Source organism: Enterococcus sp. DIV2402 (genome assembly GCF_017426705.2).
Lineage (GTDB): Bacteria > Bacillota > Bacilli > Lactobacillales > Enterococcaceae > Enterococcus_F > Enterococcus_F lowellii.
Genome location: NZ_CP147251.1, coordinates 917495 through 942147 on the forward strand (window position 1 = coordinate 917495; position 24653 = coordinate 942147).

26 protein-coding genes are annotated in these 24653 nt (G+C 35.8%); 25 read left to right on the forward strand and 1 reads right to left on the reverse strand.

From position 1 onward, the window contains the following. Positions 1-90 precede the first annotated feature (90 nt). Entirely contained in the window at positions 91-2043 is a 1953-nt protein-coding gene (locus DOK78_RS04505) for a heavy metal translocating P-type ATPase (RefSeq protein WP_207942464.1), read from the forward strand. Positions 2044-2097: 54 nt separating this feature from the next. Continuing rightward, positions 2098-2379 (forward strand): rhodanese-like domain-containing protein, encoded by a 282-nt coding sequence (locus tag DOK78_RS04510; RefSeq protein ID WP_207942463.1) that lies wholly within the window; start codon positions 2098-2100, stop codon positions 2377-2379. 65 nt (positions 2380-2444) lie between these two features. On the opposite strand, the gene DOK78_RS04515 is transcribed toward DOK78_RS04510, so the two are convergent. Beyond that, positions 2445-4493, reverse strand: coding sequence for a methyl-accepting chemotaxis protein (locus tag DOK78_RS04515; RefSeq protein ID WP_339076342.1), 2049 nt, complete (start codon positions 4491-4493; stop codon positions 2445-2447). A gap of 620 nt (positions 4494-5113) precedes the next feature. On the opposite strand from DOK78_RS04515, the gene flgB reads away from it, so the two are divergent. Genes flgB through DOK78_RS04630 form a run of 23 tightly spaced genes read left to right on the forward strand, consistent with a single transcriptional unit; the run spans position 5114 to position 24641 of the window. Beyond that, complete coding sequence (flgB, locus tag DOK78_RS04520) at positions 5114-5488, forward strand: flagellar basal body rod protein FlgB (protein WP_207942462.1); 375 nt, start codon at positions 5114-5116, stop codon at positions 5486-5488. A 19-nt stretch (positions 5489-5507) separates the two neighbouring features. Next, complete coding sequence (gene flgC, locus DOK78_RS04525) at positions 5508-5951, forward strand: flagellar basal body rod protein FlgC (protein ID WP_207942461.1); 444 nt, start codon at positions 5508-5510, stop codon at positions 5949-5951. Positions 5952-5966: 15 nt separating this feature from the next. Then, positions 5967-6287 (forward strand): flagellar hook-basal body complex protein FliE, encoded by a 321-nt coding sequence (fliE, locus tag DOK78_RS04530; protein ID WP_422389690.1) that lies wholly within the window; start codon positions 5967-5969, stop codon positions 6285-6287. 34 nt (positions 6288-6321) lie between these two features. Next, a complete protein-coding gene (fliF, locus tag DOK78_RS04535; protein ID WP_207942459.1) occupies positions 6322-7950 on the forward strand; it encodes a flagellar basal-body MS-ring/collar protein FliF in 1629 nt (542 codons plus the stop codon). A 16-nt stretch (positions 7951-7966) separates the two neighbouring features. After that, a complete protein-coding gene (gene fliG, locus DOK78_RS04540; RefSeq protein ID WP_207942458.1) occupies positions 7967-8971 on the forward strand; it encodes a flagellar motor switch protein FliG in 1005 nt (334 codons plus the stop codon). Next, entirely contained in the window at positions 8955-9755 is an 801-nt protein-coding gene (locus DOK78_RS04545; protein WP_207942457.1) for a FliH/SctL family protein, read from the forward strand. Before fliG ends, DOK78_RS04545 begins: the two co-directional genes overlap by 17 nt. 7 nt (positions 9756-9762) lie before the next feature. After that, the gene (gene fliI / locus DOK78_RS04550) at positions 9763-11100 is read left to right on the forward strand and encodes a flagellar protein export ATPase FliI (RefSeq protein ID WP_207942456.1); all 1338 of its coding nucleotides are present in this window, start codon (positions 9763-9765) and stop codon (positions 11098-11100) included. A gap of 14 nt (positions 11101-11114) precedes the next feature. After that, positions 11115-11534 (forward strand): flagellar export protein FliJ, encoded by a 420-nt coding sequence (gene fliJ, locus DOK78_RS04555; protein WP_207942455.1) that lies wholly within the window; start codon positions 11115-11117, stop codon positions 11532-11534. A 26-nt stretch (positions 11535-11560) separates the two neighbouring features. Beyond that, on the forward strand, positions 11561-14224 hold the full coding sequence (locus DOK78_RS04560; RefSeq protein WP_207942454.1) for a flagellar hook-length control protein FliK: 2664 nt from the start codon (positions 11561-11563) through the stop codon (positions 14222-14224). A gap of 17 nt (positions 14225-14241) precedes the next feature. Further along, entirely contained in the window at positions 14242-14670 is a 429-nt protein-coding gene (locus tag DOK78_RS04565) for a flagellar basal body rod modification protein (RefSeq protein WP_207942453.1), read from the forward strand. A 34-nt stretch (positions 14671-14704) separates the two neighbouring features. Beyond that, positions 14705-15559 carry a flagellar hook-basal body complex protein gene (locus DOK78_RS04570; RefSeq protein WP_207942452.1) on the forward strand — a complete coding sequence of 285 codons (855 nt, stop codon included), beginning with the start codon at positions 14705-14707 and terminating at the stop codon, positions 15557-15559. 33 nt (positions 15560-15592) lie between these two features. After that, positions 15593-15796, forward strand: coding sequence for a flagellar FlbD family protein (locus tag DOK78_RS04575; RefSeq protein WP_207942451.1), 204 nt, complete (start codon positions 15593-15595; stop codon positions 15794-15796). Positions 15797-15809: 13 nt separating this feature from the next. Then, positions 15810-16331, forward strand: coding sequence for a flagellar basal body-associated FliL family protein (locus DOK78_RS04580; RefSeq protein WP_207942450.1), 522 nt, complete (start codon positions 15810-15812; stop codon positions 16329-16331). Positions 16332-16339: 8 nt separating this feature from the next. Then, a complete protein-coding gene (locus DOK78_RS04585) occupies positions 16340-16717 on the forward strand; it encodes a flagellar biosynthetic protein FliO (protein WP_207942449.1) in 378 nt (125 codons plus the stop codon). Then, on the forward strand, positions 16704-17465 hold the full coding sequence (gene fliP, locus DOK78_RS04590) for a flagellar type III secretion system pore protein FliP (protein WP_207942448.1): 762 nt from the start codon (positions 16704-16706) through the stop codon (positions 17463-17465). Before DOK78_RS04585 ends, fliP begins: the two co-directional genes overlap by 14 nt. A 15-nt stretch (positions 17466-17480) precedes the next feature. After that, positions 17481-17744, forward strand: a complete 264-nt coding sequence (gene fliQ, locus DOK78_RS04595) for a flagellar biosynthesis protein FliQ (RefSeq protein ID WP_207942447.1) — start codon at positions 17481-17483, stop codon at positions 17742-17744. A gap of 9 nt (positions 17745-17753) precedes the next feature. After that, positions 17754-18506, forward strand: coding sequence for a flagellar biosynthetic protein FliR (locus DOK78_RS04600; protein WP_207942446.1), 753 nt, complete (start codon positions 17754-17756; stop codon positions 18504-18506). Between the two features lie 13 nt (positions 18507-18519). After that, complete coding sequence (flhB, locus tag DOK78_RS04605) at positions 18520-19584, forward strand: flagellar biosynthesis protein FlhB (protein ID WP_207942445.1); 1065 nt, start codon at positions 18520-18522, stop codon at positions 19582-19584. A 23-nt stretch (positions 19585-19607) separates the two neighbouring features. After that, a complete protein-coding gene (flhA, locus tag DOK78_RS04610; RefSeq protein WP_207942444.1) occupies positions 19608-21686 on the forward strand; it encodes a flagellar biosynthesis protein FlhA in 2079 nt (692 codons plus the stop codon). Positions 21687-21705: 19 nt separating this feature from the next. Continuing rightward, on the forward strand, positions 21706-22416 hold the full coding sequence (locus tag DOK78_RS04615) for a sigma-70 family RNA polymerase sigma factor (RefSeq protein WP_207942443.1): 711 nt from the start codon (positions 21706-21708) through the stop codon (positions 22414-22416). Then, a complete protein-coding gene (locus tag DOK78_RS04620; protein WP_207942442.1) occupies positions 22413-23111 on the forward strand; it encodes a flagellar hook-basal body protein in 699 nt (232 codons plus the stop codon). Before DOK78_RS04615 ends, DOK78_RS04620 begins: the two co-directional genes overlap by 4 nt. Positions 23112-23126: 15 nt before the next feature. Next, the gene (locus tag DOK78_RS04625) at positions 23127-23909 is read left to right on the forward strand and encodes a flagellar hook-basal body protein (protein ID WP_207942441.1); all 783 of its coding nucleotides are present in this window, start codon (positions 23127-23129) and stop codon (positions 23907-23909) included. Positions 23910-23921: 12 nt separating this feature from the next. After that, on the forward strand, positions 23922-24641 hold the full coding sequence (locus DOK78_RS04630; RefSeq protein WP_207942440.1) for a cell division ATP-binding protein FtsE: 720 nt from the start codon (positions 23922-23924) through the stop codon (positions 24639-24641). The last annotated feature ends 12 nt before the right edge of the window (positions 24642-24653 follow it).

A 24653-nucleotide genomic window follows, 5' to 3' on the forward strand; every position in this document is an offset into this window, starting at 1 on the left:
TTGACAAATGAATGATCGCTCATGTATTCTATAGATGAACAAATGATTAAGTAATCATATGAAACGATTTCAAGAAAGAAGGAAACTATCATGGAAACAGTCAATAAGCATACACATAGTGAAGAATGTCATCATGACCATACACATCACAATCATCATGAACACAATCATTCACATGGTCGTTTACCTGTTTATTTATATGGCGTGGGACTAGTTATCTATCTTATTGCTCTTATTGGAAATTTTTCTTTAATAATCACTAATAGTCTTTTTACAATCAGTATGTTAACAGCAGGTTATCATATCATTTTAGAAGGCTTTGGTGAAACAATCACTGATTCAATTCGTTTGAAAAAATTTCAGCCCAATGTTCATATTTTGATGACTTTAGCTGCATTAGGTGCTGCGATTATTGGTGATTTTGATGAAGGAGCATTGCTGATTCTGATTTTTGCTGGAGCTCATTTTCTCGAAGAATATGCAGAAGGTCGGAGTCGTCGTGAAATTACTAATTTATTAAAAATGAATCCGACTGAAGCACGCCTTATTCAAGAAAATGGCGAAACAATTTTAGTTTCTGTCGATCAACTACAAATTGGCCAACAATTAAAAGTTCTTCCAGGAGATCAAATTCCAACAGATGGACAAATTGTCGAAGGTGTTAGTTCAATTGATGAAGCCTCAATTAGTGGCGAAAGTATTCCGAGAGAAAAAACAATCGGCGATGAAGTATTTGGTAGTACGATAAATGGTTCAGGGACATTCACAATGACTGTGACCAAAGATAGTAGTGAAACAGTATTTGCTAAAATTTTGCAACTGGTCAATCAATCACAAAGTAATTTATCTAAAACTGCAACGAAAATAAAAAAAATTGAACCAATTTATGTCAAAATTATTTTAGCAATTGTCCCGATTTTTATCTTGTTGACACATTTTGTTTTTAATTGGGACTGGAATACAAGTTTTTACCGTGGGATGGTCTTGCTAATTGCAGCGTCGCCTTGTGCTTTAGCTGCTAGCGCGATTCCAGCAACTTTATCAGGAATTTCAAATTTAGCTAAACGTGGCGTTCTGTTTAAAGGCGGTTCTTATCTAGCTAACTTAACGAATATTAAAGCTGTTGCCTTTGATAAAACAGGGACATTAACTAAAGGACAACCTGTTGTGACAGATATGTATTTTGTTGATGAGAGCCAACAAAGTGATTGGCAAGAAATTATCATTACAATGGAAAAAAGTGCCAATCACCCTTTAGCAAAAGCTATTTTAGATGAATTTGGTCAAACGACTTCTTTAAATTTAGACGTTACAAATGAAATCGGTAAAGGGTTAATCACTACACATCAAAACAAAGTGTATCGGATTGGGAAACCAGCTTCTTTTGAACAATTATCAATGGACATTCAAGAAAAAACGGCGAAATGGGCAAATGAAGGAAAAACGGTTGTTTATTTTGCAGAAAATGAACTAGTTGTAGGCATGATTGCGATGATGGATACACCCAATGAACAAGCAAAAAAAGTTATTCAATATCTACAGGAACAAACTATTCATACCACGATGATTACAGGCGATGCAGTTAAAACAGGTGAAGCTGTTGCCAAACAATTAGGGATTGATGAAGTAGCTGGTAATGTCTTGCCAGAAAATAAAGCTGCGATTATTACAGCGCTTCAAGAGAACTATGGAGAAACTGTGATGGTTGGAGATGGAGTAAACGATGCCCCAGCTTTGGTCCAAGCCGATATTGGTTTTGCGATGGGCGATGGGACAGATATTGCGATTGATGTTGCAGATGCAGTCATTATGCAAAATGATTTGTCGAAATTTAAGTATGCTCATCAACTTTCTAAAAAATTAGATAAAGTTGTTTGGCAAAACATTCTATTTTCAATGTTTATTGTGGTGTTGCTTAGTGTGTTAAATATTTTAGGTAAAATGGATATTGGAATTGGCGTGCTGGCACATGAGGGAAGTACGCTAGTGGTCATTTTAAATGGATTACGCTTATTAGTTCCTATTAAAGAAAAGGATTTTTGACAAATAGGACTCAATTCGTTAGTATCAAAACAACTGAATTGAAGGAGTGAGTAAATGTATCCGTCTATTTCCATCGAAGAATTTAAAATTAAACGTCAAGAAAACATTGCAATTCTGGATGTTCGTGACAAAGAACCATTTGAACAAAATCATTTATCCGAAGCATTTAATATTCCTTTAAATGAATTACCAGCAAAATTAGCTGAGTTGGACGATGAAACAACCTATTATGTTATTTGTACATTAGGGATTCGTTCTAACCAAGCCTGTGAGTTTTTAGCACAAGAAGGCTATGATGTGGTTAATGTTGAAGGCGGCATGCAAGCCTATCACTAAAATAAAATATTCCGAGTGATAAGTACCTCAATCAGGACTTTATCACTCGGAATATTTTTTTGCGGTTAATCGATAACAGTAATATTATTCATTTTTTGTTTTAGAACATCAGAGATACCTTTTAAATCACTAACATGGCCAACAAATTCTTCCATTGTTGCTAGTACTTCTTCGGCATTTGCAGATACTTCTTGTGTACCCGCTGCATTTTCTTCTGTCGATGCTGAAATGCTTTCTAAGTTTTCTAATACAATGTTTTGAATGTTCACAATGCGATTAGTTGAATTTTCAATCTCGCGAATGCCTTCAATCATTGCTGCGCTACGAGTATATACTTCTTTTGAAGAAGCAATCGCTTGTTCAATTAAACGTGTTTGTTTTTCTCCACCATCTAATGAACGAGACGCTTGATTGACCATCTCAGAAGATTGGCCTTGAATCGTAGCAATAATTGATTCAATTTCTTTGGTTGAATTTTTGCTTTGCTCTGCCAATTGACGGATTTCAGAAGCAACCACTGCGAACCCTTTTCCAGATTCACCCGCACGCGCAGCTTCAATTGAAGCATTTAAAGCTAATAAATTCGTTTGATAAGAAATGTCATTAATAACGTTAATGATTTGATTGATTGCTTGAATGCTTTGATTCATTCCATTCATGCTATCAACTAAAATTTCCATTTGATTCATTTCGTGTTGCCAGCTCGTATTGACTTCATTCATCACAGTCATGCTTTGTTGGTTAATACTTGAAGATTCTTGAGACTGATCATTCATGGTCGTAACGTTTGTGGTTAATTCTTGTACCACATCAGAAAGTTGTTGTAACTGTGAAACACTACGTTCTGTTTCTTGTGCTTGTGTACCAGTCACTTCAGCAATTCCTGTGATTGTTTCGGTCACTTCGCTGGTAGCTGAACTAGTTTGTTGAGATAACTCGAATAAGGATTCCGACATCGTTGCAACATGGTCACTTTCTTGACGAACTTGTTTAACCAGTCCAGCTGTGCCATCAATCATATCATTATAACTAGCGGCTAGCCGATGAATTTCGGTACCATGTTTATCAGGATAAACGTAACGGCGTGCTTTACTTAAGATATTTATGCCAGTTCCTTTTTGCTTATCAGCTTTTTTGATTTTGCGATAAGTGCCATTTTTTAATTCATTAAAGTATTCTTCAAAAACAGCAATGATTTCTTTAATCACATTGCGGACAAAGAAGGCGAAGAAAATTACGATTATCGTAATAATAACAGCAATAATTATTGAGTTTCTAATCAATGCTTGGATTTCAACAGCATATTCATCTTCGTCAATCGCGGCATAAACAAAACTTTGGCTGCCTTCGCGACCTTTATCGAAATAAATATTGGCGATACCATCTTCGTTGATAGCAATAGAACCTTCATTTCGAGAAGGATCCGAAATTTCTTTGAATATTTTTGTCTTCGAAATATCTTCCCCAATACGTGCTGGATCAATATCTGCCACAATAATTCCTGAATCTGAGATTAACGTAATTGAACCGGTGCGCCCAACTGTTAAATCACTTAACAATTGAGAAATACCATCGTATGAAACATTCATACTTAGGACGCCCCAATCCCCATTTTTGTTTGTAACAACTTTAGAAACAGTTGTTAAATAATTTTTTTCTACCGCTGCATTTTCGTATGGTGGTGACCATACAGATTCCCCATTTTTTTCAACGGCTGCTTGAAACCATGGTCGGGTACTTGGTTTGAAATCACTTGGCAAGTCACTTAACGAAGTGAACTTGTCATCGGATGTAGCAAAAGTCATTCCTTTGATTTCAGTATCTCCATAAGTAACTAATTCCATCGTTTCATAAATTTTTGCTAAATCAAAATCATTTTGAAAGTTTGGCATTTTACTGATTTCTTCAAAACGTTCTCTGGTTTTGTTTAACAATGTGTCTTTTTCAGTAATCACTGCACGAGTAGTGCTTACTTGTGTTACATGATTTCGTTCTTGTAACAAATTGGTAGTTATGTTATAAGAACTAAACAACATAATAAGAATCGGTATTAAAGCCAATAAAATTAAAACCATTAAAATTATTGTACCGATACTTTTTTGCCCTTTTTTCACTTCATTTCCTCTTTTCTATAAAAATTTGAACAATTCACGTTCTATGGGTGTGTTCACCTAAATTAAATCGGTTGTTATCTAATTGTTTTTAATATGAAATTTAATTTTATTTGAAAAATACGAAAAAACAATGAGCTGAACGATATTAAAAAAGCAATAGATGTGATGGAGAATAATTTGTTTAATAAAAATTTTTGAATTTTGATAAAAAAATTATAAATGGGCGCAAGGTATATTTTCTGCTTCAAATATTTTTTTTTGTGAAATTTGTTAATTATTTTCTGCTGTTCCTTTATATGTGTCCTTTTTAGTCATTTACAATAGGTTTTTTCTATAGTAAAATTTAGTTTCTATTAATATATTCCATTGTAAAAATTATGACAGCACTTTATACTGAGGTGGTAGTAATTTTAATTATATAAAAATTTCAAAAAATAGAAAAAATAGATAAATTAACTTTAAAATATAAATTGATTGAGATTGTTCGAAAAATAATCTATTTCTAGATTGTTTTAGAACTTTTTTTTGAGCTATTATTTGATACTTTTTGATATTGTAAACATCATTATTTAATAATATGAAATTTAAAATGAGAATTTAAGGAAAAGGGGTTTGTATAATTGGATACATATAATTTATTGAAAACTGCTATGCAAGTTTCCACAACACGAGCTGAATTAATTTCTAGCAATATTGCGAATGTTAATACTGACGGTTATAAAGCGAAACGCGTTGAATTTGAAAACCAACTACAAAAGGCTATCGGTCAAAATCAATTTAATTTAAGCGCCACAAACGAAAAACATTTAAATAATTCGTCATCAATAAATCCACGTGTGATAGAAAATAATGCCAGCAGTGTCAAAGCCAATGGAAATAATGTTGATTTAGAAGTGGAAATGGTAAATCAAGCGACAAACGGGCTTTACTACAATGCACTGACAGCTCAATTAAATGGTAGGTATAAAATGTTGAATTATGTCTTGAGTAATTAATAGCAGAGGGGAAAAATAAATGAGTATTTTTAACGGCTTAAATATTAATGTTAGCGGTCTTGCTTTAGAACGCTTGAAATTAGACACGATTTCGACCAACATTGCGAATGTCAATACGACACGTACGCCTGAAGGGGGCGCTTATCGTAAAAAATCAATTGATTTTGCGGAAAGCTTAAAAAATGTTTCTACAACTGAGCAAAAGAGGAATTCATTAGCTACTAATCGCATGAGTTACGGGGTTCGTATTAATGGTATTACAGAAGATCAAACAGTTCGTACTAGTTATGATCCGACAAATCCCGATGCAGATGAAAATGGATATGTTGAGCAATCAAATGTAAATATGGCAGACGAGATGGTTGATATGATACAAGCTCTACGTACATATGAGGCAAATGCCTCTGCCGTTGAAATGAATAAAAGTATGCTACGCAAAGCATTAGAAATTTCCAAGGAGTAAAAATAAATGAATACTATTTCTAATATCCAAGGTTTAATGGATTATCAAAATCAATTAAGAGAATTGCAATCATCAGTGGGGGTTCCAACGCTTTCTGAGAATAACACAACATCTAACAAATCCTTTGGTGCTCATTTGGGCGAAGCAATTGCTGGATTGAATCAAAATATGAATGTGATTGATAGTGATACGACACGTGTCATTTCAGGAGATGAAAATGATTTAGCAAAAGTCATGATTAATATGACTGAAGCACAATTATCATTGCAAACAGCAGTACAGGTTCGTAACAAATGTTTAGAAGCATACAATGATATTAAAAATATGCAGTTTTAATGCAGTAAATTAAAGGCTTGGAAGGATGGAATGAATGGGTGCCAGGGTAAATGAGTGGTTCGAACAAGTAAAAGACAGATGGCAAAACCTTAGTGCAATGATGAAGCGCATTATTGTTTTGGGAATAATGAGTTTATTCATTGTCATTGGTACCTTTTACTATATAAGCACAAGGGTTGAATACGGGGTGCTTTTTACAGACTTGAGTCAAGCAGATGCAGGGATCATTGTTAACGACTTAAAAGAAAAAAAGATTGCTTACAAACTAGAAGATAAAGGTAGCACTATCATGATTGACCAACAAGAAATAGATGGTTATCGGATTGATTTAGCAGTAGAAAACAAACTGCCGGATAGTTCTACTGGATTCGAATTATTTGACCAATCGGATATGATGACAACTGATGAAGACCGTAAAGTAATGTATCAACGGGCGCTAACGGGTGAATTAGAACGAGCAATTGGTTCGTTGGATGGTGTTCAAAAAGTAAAAGTTATTTTGGTGACACCAGATGATGGCGTTTTTAGCAGCGAGAAAAAAGATGCTACGGCGTCTATTATTTTAACGCTAAATAAACAACTTTCTGATTCTGCCATTCAAGGAATTGTCACCCTTGCTTCGGGTGCAGTTGAGAATCTAAATCCTGAAAATGTCAAAGTAGTTGATGGCAACGGGCTAGTTTTAGCTGGTAGCGGCGAAGAAAATTCCCTATCAAATGCTAGTGATCGTTATATCGGTATTAAGAATTCGTATGAAGAAACACTAGAAAAGAAAGTCAAAAAATTACTTGAACCAATTTATGGGGCAGAGAATCTACAAGTTTCAATCAACGTCGATTTAGATTTTGATTCTGTAGAAAGCACGCGAACAACTTATAATAATCCTGAAATTCGTAGTGAGAGTGTTGAAGCTACTGGTTCAGCAGACGCTATTCAGGAAGCACAAACGGGGCAAGCAAATGACAATGTGACGGTTGTAACTGGTGATGATGCAGAAGGAAATCGCACGTATCGACGGGATGTCAATAATGAACTTGATACAGAAATTACGAAAACCATTAGTGCTCCAGGAATGATTGAACGCATGACAAGTTCAGTTGTGATAAGTGGAAATTTACCTGCAGATGTTCAACAAGAAATTCGTGCTTTAGTAGCATCAGCAGTGGGATATAACGAAGAACGTGGCGATGAAATTGCCATTCAAGGTGTGACTTTCACACAAGCAGAAGCTGCTGCTGAAGAAAATCCAACAACGAACAATCAATCGACTATCTTAAATAATCTTTGGATATATTTAGCCATTGGTGGTGGCGTTTTATTGGTCTCTCTGATTATGTTAGGCACATTCTTTATATTACGCAGACGTCAACAAGATGATTTCTTAGTTGATGATGACGAGGAAGAACTAATGGAAGAAGTAATTCCCAACTTTAATGAGCGTTCACAATCAATGTCTGCAGAAGCTAGTTTTGCAGATTCGATTGCTTCAATGGTCAATCCGTCATCAACCTCTGATAGTTATGATGAATTAGATGAAGAGGACACCCAAACAAGTCGTATTAAATCGAAAGTAGTTGACAGAGACAAACGTGCGAAACAATTTGCCGATGAAAATCCTGAAATTGCTGCTGAATTAATTCGTGCATGGACAAAGGAAAAATAAATGGAGGAGAAATAAGATGACTACCATTGATGGTATAAAAAAAGCAGCGATTTTATTAATCTCGCTTGGTTCAGAAACCTCCTCTAAAATTATGAAATTATTGCCGGAAGACGTTATTCGTAAGGTCAGCTACGAAATCGCAAATACTGATTTGGTTAGTCCCGAAGAAAGAAATGCTGTATTAGAAGAGTTGATTGAAACCTCCAGTGCAAGGCAATATGTTTTAGATGGTGGGATTGATTATGCAAAAGAATTATTAAATCAAGCATTAGGACCACAACGAGCAAAAGATGTCATTGATGTATTAAATCAAATTCAATTAAGAGAACGTCCATTTAATATTGTGCGTAAAGCAGATGTTCAACAATTGATAAATTTACTTTTGAATGAACATCCTCAAACAGTAGCATTAATTTTGTGTTATATGCAGCCTGAAAAAGCAGCTACAGTTCTTTCTCAATTTCCAGATAAACTTCAAGTGGAGATTGCAGAAAGAATCGGGATGATTTCTAGTACTTCACCAAAGATTATTCGTCGTATTGAAGGTGTAATTGAGAATAAATTCTCGAACGTAATGGAAAATAGCACCGAAAATGTTGGTGGTGTGCATACCCTTGTGGAAATTTTAAATTCAGCAAGTCGTGGTACAGAGAAGAATATCTTAACCGATTTAGAAAAACGTCAACCAGATTTATCAAACGAAGTCAAATCAAGCTTGTTTACTTTCGAAGATATTGTTGGTTTGGATCGTTTGGATGTACAAAAAGTATTGCGTGATGTTGATAACAATATGTTAGTTCTTGCATTGAAAGGAACAACCGAAGACATTCGTGAGTTTATTTTTGCTAACTTATCGAGTCGTGCAGTTCAAAATATTAAAGAGGAAATTCAGTTTATGGGACCTACACGATTATCAGCAATTGAAGAAGCACAACAACATGTGGTTGCTGTCATCCGTAGATTAGATGAAGCTGGCGAGATTTATATTGGAAGAGGCGAGCAAGATGCAGTGGTCAAATAATTCTTTGCTAAAAGGTTCAGCGATTGATAAAAGTACAACAGCTAAATCGATAGTTACTACGCGACCAATCATTCCTGAAAGAAAAGAACCTGAGTTTAACTTAACCAAAAATAAAACTAGAGCACAGCAACTTTCAAAAGAACAGCGACAGTTACAACAACTCGAAGAAATGAAAGCTAAGATTTTACAAGAAGCACATGAAGAAGCTGAAAAAATTAAACAGGCCGCATTACTAGAAGCTGCTCAAATTGAACAAGAAGCAGAGAACGTACAAATACAAGCCCATCAACTTGGCTTAGCAGAAGGTCATGAACAAGGCTTTCAACAAGGCCATGAAGAAGGCATGCAAAAGGTTCAAGAAGAGGCTGAACATTTATTTATTCAAGCCAAAGAATCTTTACAAGAAGCCATTGAAAGCAGTGCGATTTATGTGCAAGAAAAGCGTCAAGAAATCATTCAATTGAGTGTTGAGATGACGCAAGAATTGATTCAAACCAAATTAGAGATAGATAACGAAACGATTTTAAAAATCGTTGAACCAATCTTGATTAAGCTAGAAAAGCCCGACCAACTAATCGTTATTCGAGCAAATGCACGCTATTACGATCTGTTGGTAGAAAAAATGGAATCCAGAAAACAAGAAATACCTTTCTTAAGATTTTTAGTTTTGAAAGACGAACTTATGGGACCTTATGATGTATCAGTGGAATCGGATGAAGCACTGGTAACTTTTGAATTAGAAAAAGAATTAAAACGATTTTTAAAACAATTGACAAAGGAATGAACAACCAATGGAGCTAACATTACCAATTGATTCTTATATCGAACAAGCCAAAAGGCATTCCTTTTTTTCAGTATTTGGAAAAGTTAGCGAAGTGGTGGGTTTAATCATAAAAGTCGAAGGACTAGATGTATTTGTTGGAGAAATTTGCGAAATTAAAATCCGCAATAGCAATAAAACGGCGTTATCTGAAGTGGTAGGTTTTGTGAAACAAACGGTTTTGCTAATGCCTTTGGATGAACTAGAAGGCATTGGCCCAGGATGTTTAGTGAAAGCTACGGGTAAAACTTTAACCGTCAAAGTAAATGATGACTTGCTTGGTCACACGCTCGATGGACTGGGGCGACCGTTAGACGATTTAGTTTTAAATGAAAATAGTCCTGAATATGAAGTGATTAATGACTCTCCAGACCCTTTTAAACGAAAACGAATCGCTGAAATTATGAGTACAGGTGTACGCGCAATTGATGGCATTATGACAGTCGGTGAAGGTCAACGTATGGGGATTTTTGCCGGAAGTGGTGTGGGAAAAAGTACATTGTTGGGAATGGTTGCTCGTTACTGTGACGCAGATGTCATTGTCATTGGTTTAATCGGTGAACGTGGTCGTGAGGTAAAAGAGTTTATTGAGAATGATTTAGGTAGTGAGGGGTACAAAAAATCAGTAGTGGTTTGTGCGACGTCAGATTCGCCGCCTTTGGTTCGTTTAAAAGGAGCACACGTTGCTACCGCAATTGCTGAATATTTCCGTGATCAAGGCAAGAAGGTGGTATTGATGATGGACTCAGTTACACGTTTTGCTATGGCACAACGAGAAATTGGGTTATCTATCGGAGAACCACCCACCACGAAAGGGTATACTCCATCTGTATTTACAGCTTTGCCAAAATTGTTAGAGCGTAGTGGAATGTCTGATAAAGGCTCAATTACAGCGTTTTATACAGTTTTGGTTGAAGGGGATGACATGAATGAACCAATTGCTGATGCCGTACGCGGAATTTTAGACGGTCATATCTTACTTTCGCGTAAAATTGCTTCACAAAATCATTATCCAGCGATTGATATTCAAAATAGTTTGAGTCGATTGATGAAAAGTTTAGTTTCTCCAGAACATCATAAGCATGCCGGTGAACTAAAAGAAAATATGGCTGCTTACTCGGAAGCAAAAGACCTAATTGATATTGGTGCTTATCAAAAAGGAAGTAATGCTGTGATAGATTATGCGATTTCGTTACATCAACCAATCAATGCCTTTTTACGTCAACAAGTAGAAGAACCTTCTGATTATGAACAAACAGTTATGAAACTACATGCTTTATTTAGCGATGTATCAACGATTAGAGGGTAAGAAGGGAGTAAAAAGTGGAAAAATTTCAATTCTCGCTAGAAAAAATTTTAGATTATCGTTGGATTCAAGAAAATGAAGCAAAAAGAGAATATGCTTCAGCACAAAAAGCACTGAATGAACAAGAAGAAATTTTGAAACAACTAATTGCAGAAAAAGGGGAATTGATGGAAATTCGTGAAACAACCGTCAATCGAATGCAAATTCAACAGTGGTATTTGTTAGATTTAAATCAAAAATTAACAGAAACAGTTCAAACAATTAATGAGCTTAAACATTTTGTAGAACTCAAATTACAAGCATATATTACCGCACAAAAAGAAAGAAAAGTTTTAGAAAAACTCTCAGAAAAACAAATGGCGGAGCATCAATTAGCTGTAAATCGTGAAGAACAAAAAATGCTAGATGAGATGGCAAATAGAAAAAGAATCAGTTAATTCTCGGCTGATAGAAAGGATGAAAAATGGAAAGAATTCATCAAATAACGAATAGTACGTTTCCAACAACCAACCACCAATCTTCAGCCCCAGACAGTACTATGTTTCAAATGTTCTTCCAACAGTTTCAGTCGGCATCAGACGAGGATGTTCAATCAGAAGAAACTACTGTTGAACATTCAGAGCTAGAACAGTCCATGGATGAGGACACTTTTTCTAAAGCGAATATATCCAAGCAAGAACATTCATCGCAAGCATCAAGCATACCCATAAGCACATTTGCTACTCAGTCAAGTCAGCAATCTGCTTCAACAACCAATGAAACTAGTAACATGCAACAAACGACCACTCGAATGGACACAGAATTTTTAGTTGGAATGGAACAAAAAAATAGTCATGCAGTTTTTATGCAAACGAATAGTCCCTCCACAGATGTTTTGGGTAAATCAAACGAACATAGAACGACTAATTTATTTAAAGAATCTGTTGAATCTTATTCTAATAGAGTTTCAGAAAACAAAATGTTTGCTATTCAGACGGTTCCATCAGTTAATGAAAATCCAGAAGTGATGACAAATGAGGCGCTGCCGTCGCCTTTTTCTGTAGAAGTAACAAGTGATTCGTCTGAAAAAATAAATTCTTTACCCGTCAATCGTTCGATGGAAGTAAATACCGTCATCGAAGAACAACAATTTAATCCACCATTGGTAAATCCTACAGGAGATTTGTTAGAAACGGTACCGGATACGAAAGAAATGCTAACAGAGGCGTTTCAAGTGACCAAAGAGCATCTGCCAACAGCTCAAAGCTTTATAGAAAATCAATTGCATCAAAATTCAGAAATCTTAATTGGAGAATTTTCTCAAATAGAAAAAGACACATTGCCACAAACAAGTCCAGAAACAACAGGTGAAGAGTCTTCGTCTGTGGCTACAATGGATTCAGCAAGTCCAGATATTAGCTGGACTAATCCTTTAAATTCAACTTCTGATAACTTTATGGGAGAGACGAAACAAGTAGAAAAAAATATAGAGGAACAGCCACTTAAAAATGGGGTTGGAATAGAACTATCAGCTGAACTGCCAACAGCTGAATTACCGACTGTCGCTAGTATGGTTTCCGAACGTTTGCGTCCAACTTCTGATAAATTTCTTGGAATGGATCATCAAGGAGAAGAAAATCTGCCAGAACAGCTAAACGCTGAATTACCGATTGCTGCTAGTATAGTTCCCGAACGTTTGCGTTCAACTTCTGATAAATTTCTTGGAATGGATCATCAAGGAGAAGAAAATCTGCCAGAACAGCTAAACGCTGAACTACCGATTGCGGCTAGTATGGTTCCCGAACGTTTGCGTCCAACTTCTGATAAATTTCTTGGAATGGATCATCAAGGAGAAGAAAATCTGTTAGAACAATCAAACCCTGAATTATCGATTCACGGCAGTTTGTTCCCAAATCGTTTGAAATCAATGTCTGATCAATTCCTTGGGCCAGTCACTATTGAAGAGTCGATAGTGACACAACCAATAAACAGTGGAGAATTAGAGGCAACAGCTGAACTGCTAACATCTGTTGCTAAGACCAAACAAACTGTTCCATCTTCAGAAGTGATTCTTGATGAGTCGTCAGTAATTGAAAAATTATCTGAGCAACAAACACTGAATACTGATTTAGAAAATGGGATAGATGAAGCGGTAGTATTGAAGAATCGAACAATCGATCCAGAGGTAGACTTACCCAAAGGCACACAAGCGGTAAATGAAACGTTGCCTAATAAAAGTTCAGATACGCTCGTTGAAAAAGTATTATCCAGCAAAGTACTGTCTAAAGAGGTAGCACCTACTGAAATAGTTCAAGCGCCAATTATTGAAAAAATAGTGGGTTCAGACAAACAACAAGTTCCTACTGTAATAGAAGAAGTACCAGAAACAGCTAAAAAGACAGCAGCTATCTTAGATAAGTCGATACCAGTGGATCAAGAAATTAGCGAACCAAAAGCAACAAATCGAGTGGAAGTACAAAGTGAGAAACAAAGTCTACCAGTTGAAAATGAAAACGTCGAATCGACAGACCAAGTTCATTCGACAACTAAAACTGAATCAACAGATAAATCGATCACACCAAAATCTGTAGGGAATTCAGAGATTGTAACCAGTTCACCAACGACGATACCTGTTCGCGAGGCTGGAACAATCGCTTTAGATGTACCGAAAATTCAAAGTGGACACGGACCTACATTTGAAAAAGTAGTTCAAGAAATAGCCAAGCCTATTCAGCAAGAGTTACAAACAATGGTGCGACCAAATGAAAAAGTGGTGACTTTTGACTTAGACCCAGGAGATTTGGGGAAAATTCAGGTCAAAATGAAAGTAACCGCTCAATCTGTTTCATTAGAATTAACCGTGCAATCAGAACAAACTAAAAAAATGTTTGAAGCGATTACGACACGCTTAGATAAAGTATTACAAAAACAAGAGAATGTGTCTGTGTTTACTGTGACTCGTTCAGAACCAACGATTGCTTCGACAACCGATAATCAAAACTCATTGTCACAGTCGTTTCAGCAGGGATTTTCACAAGAACGTCCAATGCAACAACAACGACATCCGGCAGGTCGATATCGAAAACAACAGCTAGAAGAAAATGTTGTCGAGCATGAAGTCGAAAGTCGCGTGAGTATTTTAGCTTAAAAGGAGGAAAAAGAACGATGACAGACGCAGTGAATAGTCTTAATTTTGGTGGAACATATGCCACGAGTCAAAAAAGCGATCCTTCAGAAATTTCGATGGATGATTTTTTGAAAATTCTTTCTGCATCGATGAGTAATCCCACTGTTTCGGCAGGTGGTGGTGAATCTGGAGGAAATGCTGGTACCGATTATATTGGACAGTTTGTTCAGTTTACTACTTTGCAACAAATTAAAGAAATTGGCGACGGACTAAATCAGTCTGTTCGTATGTCTCAACAGCAACAAGCGTTTGAAATGTTAGGGCGTGAAGTCAGTGTACGAGACGGAGAAGAAATTGTTACCGGAAAAGTAGAAAAAGTCCGCTTCGTTGATGGTTATGCAACCATCGTTGTTGGTGGGAACGAATATTACATGAGTGGTATTCAAGAAATTGGTGAAAAAATATAATGAGTTGTCATGAAAAATTAGGAGGAAAAGAAAAATGTTAAGATCAATGTACTCAGGCGTTAGTGGAATGAAAAATTTACAGGTTAAAATGGATGTTATCGCAAATAATATTGCCAACGTTAATACAATTGGTTTCAAATCAAGTCGTGTGATGTTCCAAGATATTATGAGTCAAACCACAACTCAAGCAACAGCTGGACAACCAGGTGGACTTGGTGGAACAAATATGCAACAAATTGGTTTAGGTGTACAAGTTGGTTCCATTGATACAATTCATGAACCAGGCGCACCGACTTCAACGGGTCGTGATTTAGACTTTTATCTAGAAGGTGGTGGTTATTTTGTTGTCCGTGATGGTGAAGGAAATAACTTATACACTAGAGATGGTATTTTCACGCGTGATGGCAATGGGGATCTAGTAAATAGTTCAGGGATGAAAGTCATGGGAGCGGTGAGCACAAATAATACGACAGCACCGGATATCACTAATAACAGTCTTTTAGCAGCATTAAATGTTCCTGAAGAATTTAATGGTCAAGCTTACCAATCAATGGCCATTGATAAATATGGGGTAGTTTCAGCTAAATATGGCAATCAAGATGTAATTATTGGTCGAGTGGCGGTCGCAACTTTTAACAACCCCGATGCTTTACAAAAATTGGGTGGTAATAATTATGGCGCAACTGTAAATACAGGTAATGCAATTCTTGGAGCTGCTGGACAAAATGGCTCAGGCATGATGCAATCTGGAAAAATCGAAATGTCAAACGTTGATTTATCAACTGAATTTACTGAAATGATTGTTGCTAGTCGTGCTTACCAAGCAAACTCAAGAAGTATTACAACATCTGATGAAATGCTTCAAGAATTATTAAACTTGAAACGTTAATATCCTAAACTTTAATTAAAAGGAGATACTCATATGATTCCGGTCACATCGTTAAGCAAAAAGCAGTTTTATCTCAATCCTGATTTGATTTATCGTTTAGAGGAAACCCCTGATACTATGGTGACTTTAGTAGATGGAAAAACATTGCTTGTTATTGAAACGGCTGACGAAGTGATTCAACGAATCATTGAGTATCGCCAAAAAATTCAACAACCAATTAATTTAAAAGAAGCGTAGGAGGTGAGTCAGTATGGAGAAAAAGAAAAAAGGAAAAGCTCCAAAAGCTGAAAATGAAACAGTTGAAGTTGAAAAAAAGAGTATGAAGATGGGACTTATTTTACCTTTAATCCTGGTACTGGCAGTAGTCGGTAGTGTGATTGGAACAGTCGTAACAACTAAGTTTTTATTGCCCCCAACAACAGGTGTACAAGTTGCTGAAAAAGAAGGTAAACCCACTGTTTCAGAAGATCAAACCATTGTTCCATTAGATGAATTTGTTGTGAATTTAGCGAAAAGCGAAGGAAATCAACAATATATTCGTGTCAATCTTTCTGTATTGATTGAAGAAAAAGACAGTGAAGATTTTACTAAAAATGTTGCTTTAGTTAGAGACAGTATCGTCAATGTTTTGCGTCAAAAAAAAGCTAGCGATATTTTAGATACGCCAGAAGGTCTAGCGCAGTGGAAGGCAGAACTTAAAGAAACCATTAATCATGCGTACGGGACAGAAATCGTTAGTGATGTATATATTACTGATCTAGCAATTCAGTAGGAGCAGTTATGGAAATAATATTTTTATTAGTGAAGATGATTGTCTTTCTTTTTGTTTTATTATATGGAGCCAATCAATTGCTTCGCTATCTAAACAATCGCACACATCAAAATGGTGGGAAAACGTTACAAGTACTAGAAAGAATTGCAGTTAGCAAATCGTCTTTTATCGCCATTGTTAAAATTTTAGACAAATATTATGTGATGAGTTTATCGGAACAAACGAATGAAATTATTCGTGAGTTAACACCAGAAGAAGTGCAGAAATATCGTACGTCACAACAAACACCACAAGAAATTGTTCCTAAACAATTTTCGCAACTAATTCAAAAGAAAACGGAACAGTTAGCACGTAGAAAGAGGAATTCATCGAATGAAGAAAAGTAGTTTATGGTTGTATTTACTAGGAATAGCAGTCACTATGTTGGTATTTCCTACGCAAGTTCATGCATTAGATGCAGAAGAAGTGACAAATACAATTAATGGTTTGCTTTCAAATACAGGTTCTTCTGACCAAACAATTAATACTTTTATCATGATGACTTTATTATCAATCATTCCGATTCTATTGGTAATGACCACATCGTTTACTCGAATTATTATGGTGTTATCTTTTGTACGTAATGCTTTAGGAACACAGCAAAATCCACCGAACCAAGTTTTAATTGGTTTGGCTTTGTTTTTGACTTTTTTTGTGATGCGCCCAGTTTATACAGACATCTATAATGATGCGATTCAGCCATTTCAAAATGAAGAAATTACACAACAAGAAGTTTTTGATCGCTCGGAAATTCGAATTAAAGAATTTATGTATGAGCAAACACGTGATAAAGATGTGGAATTATTTGTTGATTTAGCAGATGCACGTGGTCAATATGCGTCTTATGAAGAACTACCTATGACTATTTTAACACCCGCTTTTATTATTAGTGAATTACGAATCGCCTTTAGTATCGGCTTTTTGATTTTCATACCGTTTTTGATTATCGATATGGTTGTAGCCAGTGTATTGATGTCGATGGGGATGTTTATGTTGTCACCAGTGATGATTTCCTTACCGTTTAAGCTCTTATTATTTGTGTTAGTCGATGGTTGGTATCTAGTAGTGGAATCGTTAATTAAGAGCTTTGCTTAGAAAGTAGGAAGAAAAATGTCTGTTGAATTAGTCTTAGATGTGATGCGTGAAGCGTTCATGAAAATCTTGTTAGTATCTGGTCCAGCAATTGTTGTGGCGATGGTGGTCGGATTAATTATTAGTATTTTTCAAGCAACCACGCAAATTCAAGAACAAACATTAAGTTTTGTGCCGAAACTTATGGCTATCTTTTTAACACTCATGTTAGCTGGTAACTTCATGTTAAATTTACTTTTAGAATTTACGCAATCGATTTTTAAAATCATTGCTTCTTTATGAGGAAGTAAGATGGCACAAATTCAAGTTTTTTTATTTGTTTTTATTCGTATTCTTTCTTTTTTAGCTGTTTGTCCGGTATTTTCTCAAAAAGGAGTACCTATGATGGCAAAAGCAGTTTTAGGCGGCAGTTTTGTTGTCGGGGCTTGGCCATATGTTGAAGCTGCAACAACGACTTATCCAATTTTATTGTTTGCATTAATTAGTGTGAAGGAAGTATTACTTGGTCTAGCTATGGGTTACGTCACTCAATTAGTTTTTACAGGTGTTGAAATGGCAGGTAATATGATTGATTTTCAAGTAGGTTTTTCAATGGGACAAGCATTTGACCCAACGTTTGAAATGATGAGTTCACAATATGGGAAAGTTTATTATTGGCTGAGTTTAGCAATTGTATTTGTTTTAGACTTACATCATTTTTTGATTAAAGGTATGTTGCTATCCTTTCAGTTAATTCCGCTAGGTGCGTTACCTATTCAAGGGAGTACAGTTGAGGGGATTATCAAATTGTTTGTGGGAACGTTTGAAATGGCGGTTAATCTGGCAGCACCATTAGTAGTAGGTGTGTTAGTGATTGATGTTGTTTTAGGAGTTATTTCCAGAACGATTCCAAGTCTAAATGTTTTGATGTTAGGAATGCCTATTAAAAATGCGGTTAGTTTCGCATTATTTTTATTGGTTTTGCCAAACCTTGTCAGTTATTTAGGAAAGAAATTACCCGAAGCATTATTATTTTTACAAGAATTTATTCAATCGTTAAGTTAGTGAGGTGAGGACATTGGCAAAAGATGATAAAACAGAACAACCCACGCCCAAGCGTTTAAAAGATGCACGGGAACGTGGAGAAGTCGCTAAGAGTCAAGACTTATCATCTGCTGTAGCATTATTGGCTTTTGCCGGTTTACTAGTTCCTTTGTGGACATATATGATGAAACAACTTCTTCCTTACCTTATAACTTCGATAGAACATGTACATAATTATGGAAATTTATTACATGATTTACCTAAATTAGCTATCCAAGCAATTTTGGTCTTTATGTTAGCTTGTTTACCTTTTTTTGCAATAGCTGTTTTAATCGGTGTAATCGGAAATGTTGCCCAAGTAGGGTTGCTTTTTTCTACTAAAGCAATTAAACCGCAATTTAAAAAAATGAATCCTATCGAAGGAATCAAGCGCATGTTTGGCAAACAAACCTGGATGAATCTTTTTAAAACATTAATGAAATTCGCAATAGTTATTTACTTATGTTACATAAAAATTAAAGATGCCATTCCAGAATTAATGAATCTTAGTTCAGTGGGCACTGAAAAGCCTTTGCAATTTTTATTGGCTTTTGTTACCAGTTTAACGATTCAAATAGCCATTATTTTAGTTGTTTTAGCGATTATTGATTACTTTTTTCAACGTTACTCTCATCGTAAAAATTTACGAATGACCAAACAAGAAGTCAAAGAAGAGTTTAAACAAATGGAGGGAGATCCACAAGTGAAATCCCAACGTAAAGCGAAATATCAAGCGATGGTTCGTAATGCGATTGCAAATGTTAAAGACGCTACTGTTTTAATTACAAATCCAACGCATTATGCCATTGCGTTACGTTATGATCCAGCACAAGATGATGTTCCGGTAGTTTTAGCTAAAGGAGCAGATGAGCTTGCTCAACGTATGAAAGAAGAAGCGAAGATTCAAAAAATACCGATGATTGAAAATAAACCAGTAGCGCGTGCACTTTATCCAATTGTTGAAGCAGGCGAGCCGATTCCGGTTGAATGGTATGAAGCAATAGCTGAAATTATTGCTTTGGTTTATCAAATGGAAGAAAAAAATAAAGGGAAACTGTAATACGTTAGAAAGTGGGAGCAGAAATGAACGAAGCGACAAGTGGCAAAAAATTGAAAAAAATCAGTTATGCCGATGTAATCATCTCCTTTATAGTAGTCGGAGTAATTGGTTTAATTATTGTACCTTTGCCAGCAGCCGTCTTGGATTTTTTAATTATTGTTAATTTAACAATTGGTTTTAATATCTTGCTAATTACGTTGTTTACGAAAAATGTTTTGGAATTCTCTACTTTCCCAACTGTTTTACTGATTACAACTATGTTTCGTCTAGGTTTGAACTTGGCTTCTACTCGATTGATTTTGACTCAAGGAAATGCTGGACATGTAATTGACGCTTTTGCCAATGTAGTGACTGGTAGCAATTATATTGTCGGAATTATTTTATTCATCATTATTACAATTGTCCAATTAGTCGTGGTCACAAACGGAGCAGGTCGTGTATCGGAAGTTTCTGCACGGTTTACTTTAGATGCAATGCCTGGGAAACAAATGGCGATTGACTCAGACTTAAACTCTGGTTTGATTACAGAAGATCAAGCGCGTCAACGTCGTAAAGATTTACAACGAGAAGCAGATTTCTTTGGATCGATGGATGGTGCCAGCAAATTCGTAAAAGGTGATGCGATGGCTGGGATTATGATTACACTAATTAATTTAATTGGTGGTGCCGTTATTTTCTCTCTAAATGGTGATTTAACAGTTGGTGAAGCTTTTGCTCAGTTTGGTAAATTGTCTATTGGGGATGGACTAGTCAGTTCTATTCCGGCGTTATTAATTTCAGTGGCTTCTGGGGTCATCGTGACTCGTTCAGATAATTCACGTTCATTCGGAGCAGATTTAGCAGACGATTTTACAAGAAATCCGATATTGTTCCGCATTATCGCTGTTATCTTATTTATTTTAGCCATTGTACCTGGGTTTCCTTTTTTACCATTTGTTTTTATTGGTATTTGTTTAATGGGTCTGAGTTTTTTTATCAAGCAACAAGAAGAAAAAGCTATTATTCAGCAGAAAAAAGAAGAACAAAAATTGGCGTTACAAAGGAAAAAAGAACAACAAGAGGAAGAAGAATCTGTTTCAGCTTTTCAAGTTGAACCCATTTCAATTGAAATTGGCTATGCGTTGATTCCGATGGTTGATAGTTCTGTTGACAATAGTTTAATGAATCGAATTGTCGCTATTCGTAAGCAAAGTGCTCATGAGTTAGGTATTTTAGTTAATCCTGTTCGTATTCGAGATAATTTGTATCTTGAACCCAATAGTTATTCCATTAAAATCCGTGGAAATGAAGTAGGGAGTGGCGAAATTTATCCCAATAAATTTATGATTATTAGTCAGGGAGAACCCTTTCCGTTTGAAGGACAATTAACCAAAGAGCCGGCGTTTAATTTAGATGCTATGTGGATTGATGAGAGAGATCGCGATGCTGCAGATTTACAAGGTTTTACGATTATTGAACCGCTAACCGTTATTGCGACGCATTTAAAAGAAATTATTTATAATCACGCCTCTGAATTATTAGGACGTCAAGAAGTGAAAAAATTACTTGAAGGTATTAAAGACCAATACAATGTTGTTATTGACGAATTAATCCCTGATATCATGCGTTTGGGAGAAGTACAAAAAGTTTTACAAAACTTATTAGATGAACAGATTCCCATTAACGATTTAGCTTCTATTTTAGAAACACTTGCTGATTATGGTTTAGTAACCAAAGATGTTGAAACGTTAACTGAATATGTACGGCAATCATTGAAACGTACAATTTCAGCCAAATATGCGGATGGGAATCATTCAATCAATGTTGTGGTGATTCATCCGAAAATTGAAGATATTATCATGCAAAGTATTCAAAAAACAGCGACAGGTTCTTATCCAGTATTAAAACCAGAAACGGTGAGTCAAATTTTGGAAAGTTTAGGCAACACGCATCAACACTTGATGATGGAAAATATCCCACATGTCATTTTAGCTTCACCAAAAATTCGTTTAGCTTTTAGAAAGTTAATTTCATTTAATTTTCCTGATATTGCGGTGTTGTCATTAAATGAAATACCAAATGAGATGATGATTGAAACAGTAGGGAGTTTAGAATTGCAATAATAAGAAAGGGGTGCTTGGGATGTATGCAGTGAATATGGAAGATGAAATCATCAAATATTTACCACTAGTTGAACGAGTTGTCAATCGAATAGGAATTAAAAGCCAAGAATATGAAAAAGGCGATTTGTTTAATATCGGTGTGATTGGTTTGATGGATGCGTTACATAAATTTGACGCATCGAAAAAAGTTCCTTTTGAAAGTTATGCAGCTATTCGTATTCGAGGAGCAATCATTGATGAAGTTCGTAAAAATGCCAAACTTTCTCGTTATAAAATGGCCCGTGTGAACGCATATTACCAAGTAAAACAAAGTCTGGAGCAAGAGTTAAAACGTGAAGTGACTGACAATGAAATTTGTAAAGAATTGGAAATTGATTCTAAACAATTAGGAGAGATTTTTGATAGCATTCATTATTTAGCCAGTATGTCTTTGGAAGATACCTTGTTCAATCAAGAAGATGAAGGTATTGAGTTAAAAGATACGATTAAAGATACGTCAATTATTAGTGCCGAAGAACAGATGCTAGAAGTCGAGCATAAGCAAGCGTTGCAAGTAGGCATTCAAAAATTGACGGAAAGAGAACAGCTTTTGTTGAGTTTATATTATAAAGAAGAATTGACCCTAAGAGAAATTGCTGAAGTGTTAGATGTGTCAATCGCAAGAGTTTCACAAATTCATGGAAAAACAATCAGTAAACTAAAACAGATTATTCAGGAGGAAATGTCATGATACGTGCATTTGATACATTAACTAACCAATTTGATATTTTACAAAAACGCCAAGAAAATATTAGTAGCAACATGGCGAACGTTCAAACACCAGGTTTTCAATCGAAACAATTATTTCAGCAAACATTAGAAGAAGTTGATGTGTTTAACTATCAAAACGGTGGACGTTTAAATCGTCGCAATGATATCGGTTCATTGGTTTTTAGCAATGAATTGGCAGGCTCTACGTTGAATACTGAAAGAGGTGCCCTACAAGAAACGTCACGTCCAACTGATTTTGCTTTAGGTGAAGGATATTTTGCGGTACAAATGCCAAATGGCGAAGTTGGTTATACACGTAATGGTAACTTTATTTTGAATAATCAAAATCAATATGTGACTCAAGAAGGATATTCAGTTCTCAATCAAACTAACCAGCCAGCGACCTTAGCAGCCCCCAATTTTCGCGTGGTCACATTTACAAATTCACAAAATTTAACGAGTGAAGGCGATACATATTATACAAGCGATGAACAGCCACAAGTAGTTAATAATCCTCGTATTTATCAAGGGTATCTTGAGCAAGCAAATGTACAAGTAGCTGATGAAATGGTCGCAATGATTCAAGCAACAAGAGAATTCGAAGCCAATCAAAAAGTTTTGAGCACAACGAATGAAACTTTGCGTAAAGCAGTCAATGATTTAGGTAGATTCTAGTAGGGAGAGAAGACAATGAATTTAAATAGCTTATTACACGTAAGTAAATCAGGAATTAATGGCTTACAACAAAGTCTGGATAGAACTGCCAATAATATTGCCAATGTAAATACGACTGGCTATAAAGAAAAGCAAACAAGCTTTCGCGAACTTTTAACTAACCAAACGACCGCCCAAGAAGTCAATCTTCCAGTAAATGCAGAAGTAGCATTTAATCGCGGAGTAGAAACAGCACAACAAAGCGTTGTTTTTAGACAAGGGGCTTTACGTTCGTCTGACTCACCGTTGGACTTGGCAATACAAGGCGAGGGGTTTTTCGGTGTGCGTGATGCCAATAATCAGTTATTGCTAACGCGTGATGGTAATTTTGGTTTTGATGCCAACGGAACATTAGTCAATAGTCAAGGTTTGCGTGTGGATACGACCCTAACAGTACCTTACCAGCAATGGCCACAAGGAAAACCAGTGATTGATCAAGCGGGGAATATTTCGATTACCGCGAATGGAACATCAACTCCTGTGGGACGAGTGATGATGTATTTACCAGAAAATCCTGAAACAATAGTGCTTACTGGCGATAATTTATATCAAGTTGAGCCAGGTACAGTTGTGAGAAATTCCAATGAAAATATCGAAGGATTAGGAACCATACAACAATCGATGCTTGAAAATTCAAATGTTGAATTAGCTCGGTCAATGACTGAAATGATTACAACGCAACGTGCCTATTCATTAAATACGCGTGTATTACAAAGTACAGATGAAATGTTAAGTATTGTTAATCGTTTTACGGATTAAGGTGAGTCATAAATGATTAAAGTCAAAAATGCGAGCAAAAACTACAAAAATGGTGCAGATTGGGCATTAAAAAAAATCTCTTTTCAGATGCAAGCCGGTGAATTTATTTATTTAGTCGGCCCCAGTGGTTCAGGAAAATCAACACTCTTGAAATTACTTACTCGACAAGAAAAATTAACGAGCGGTTCAATTCAAGTGAATAATATTTTAGTGGATAAAATTAGTGATTCTAAATTATATTTATTGCGACGAAAACTGGGCATTGTGACGCAAGAAGATCTTTTCTTACCGCAGCATACAGCTTTTCAAAATATTGCTTTTGCTATTGAAGTGGTCGAAAAGAATCCTCAACCCGAAATGATCTATCAAAGAACTACCACAGTATTAGAACAAGTGGGCATGTTGGATTGTCAAGACAAGTTAATTACAGAACTTTCAATTGGCCAACGTAAGCGAATTGCGATTGCTCGTGCATTGGTAAATAATCCGTTAGTTTTACTTGCTGATGAACCCACAGCTAATTTAGATATAAAATCATCTGTTGAAATGATGAAAATTTTTTTGCGAATTCACGATGCGGGGACGTCTGTGATTATTGCAACGCATGATAGTACGATGGTAAATTCGATTCGCAAACGTGTATTAGAACTGGATAATGGTCAATTGGTTCGCGATGAAAAATTTGGTGGCTATACACGAATTTCTGACCCAAAAGATGTATATGTTTGGTAAGTCTTGCTTTAA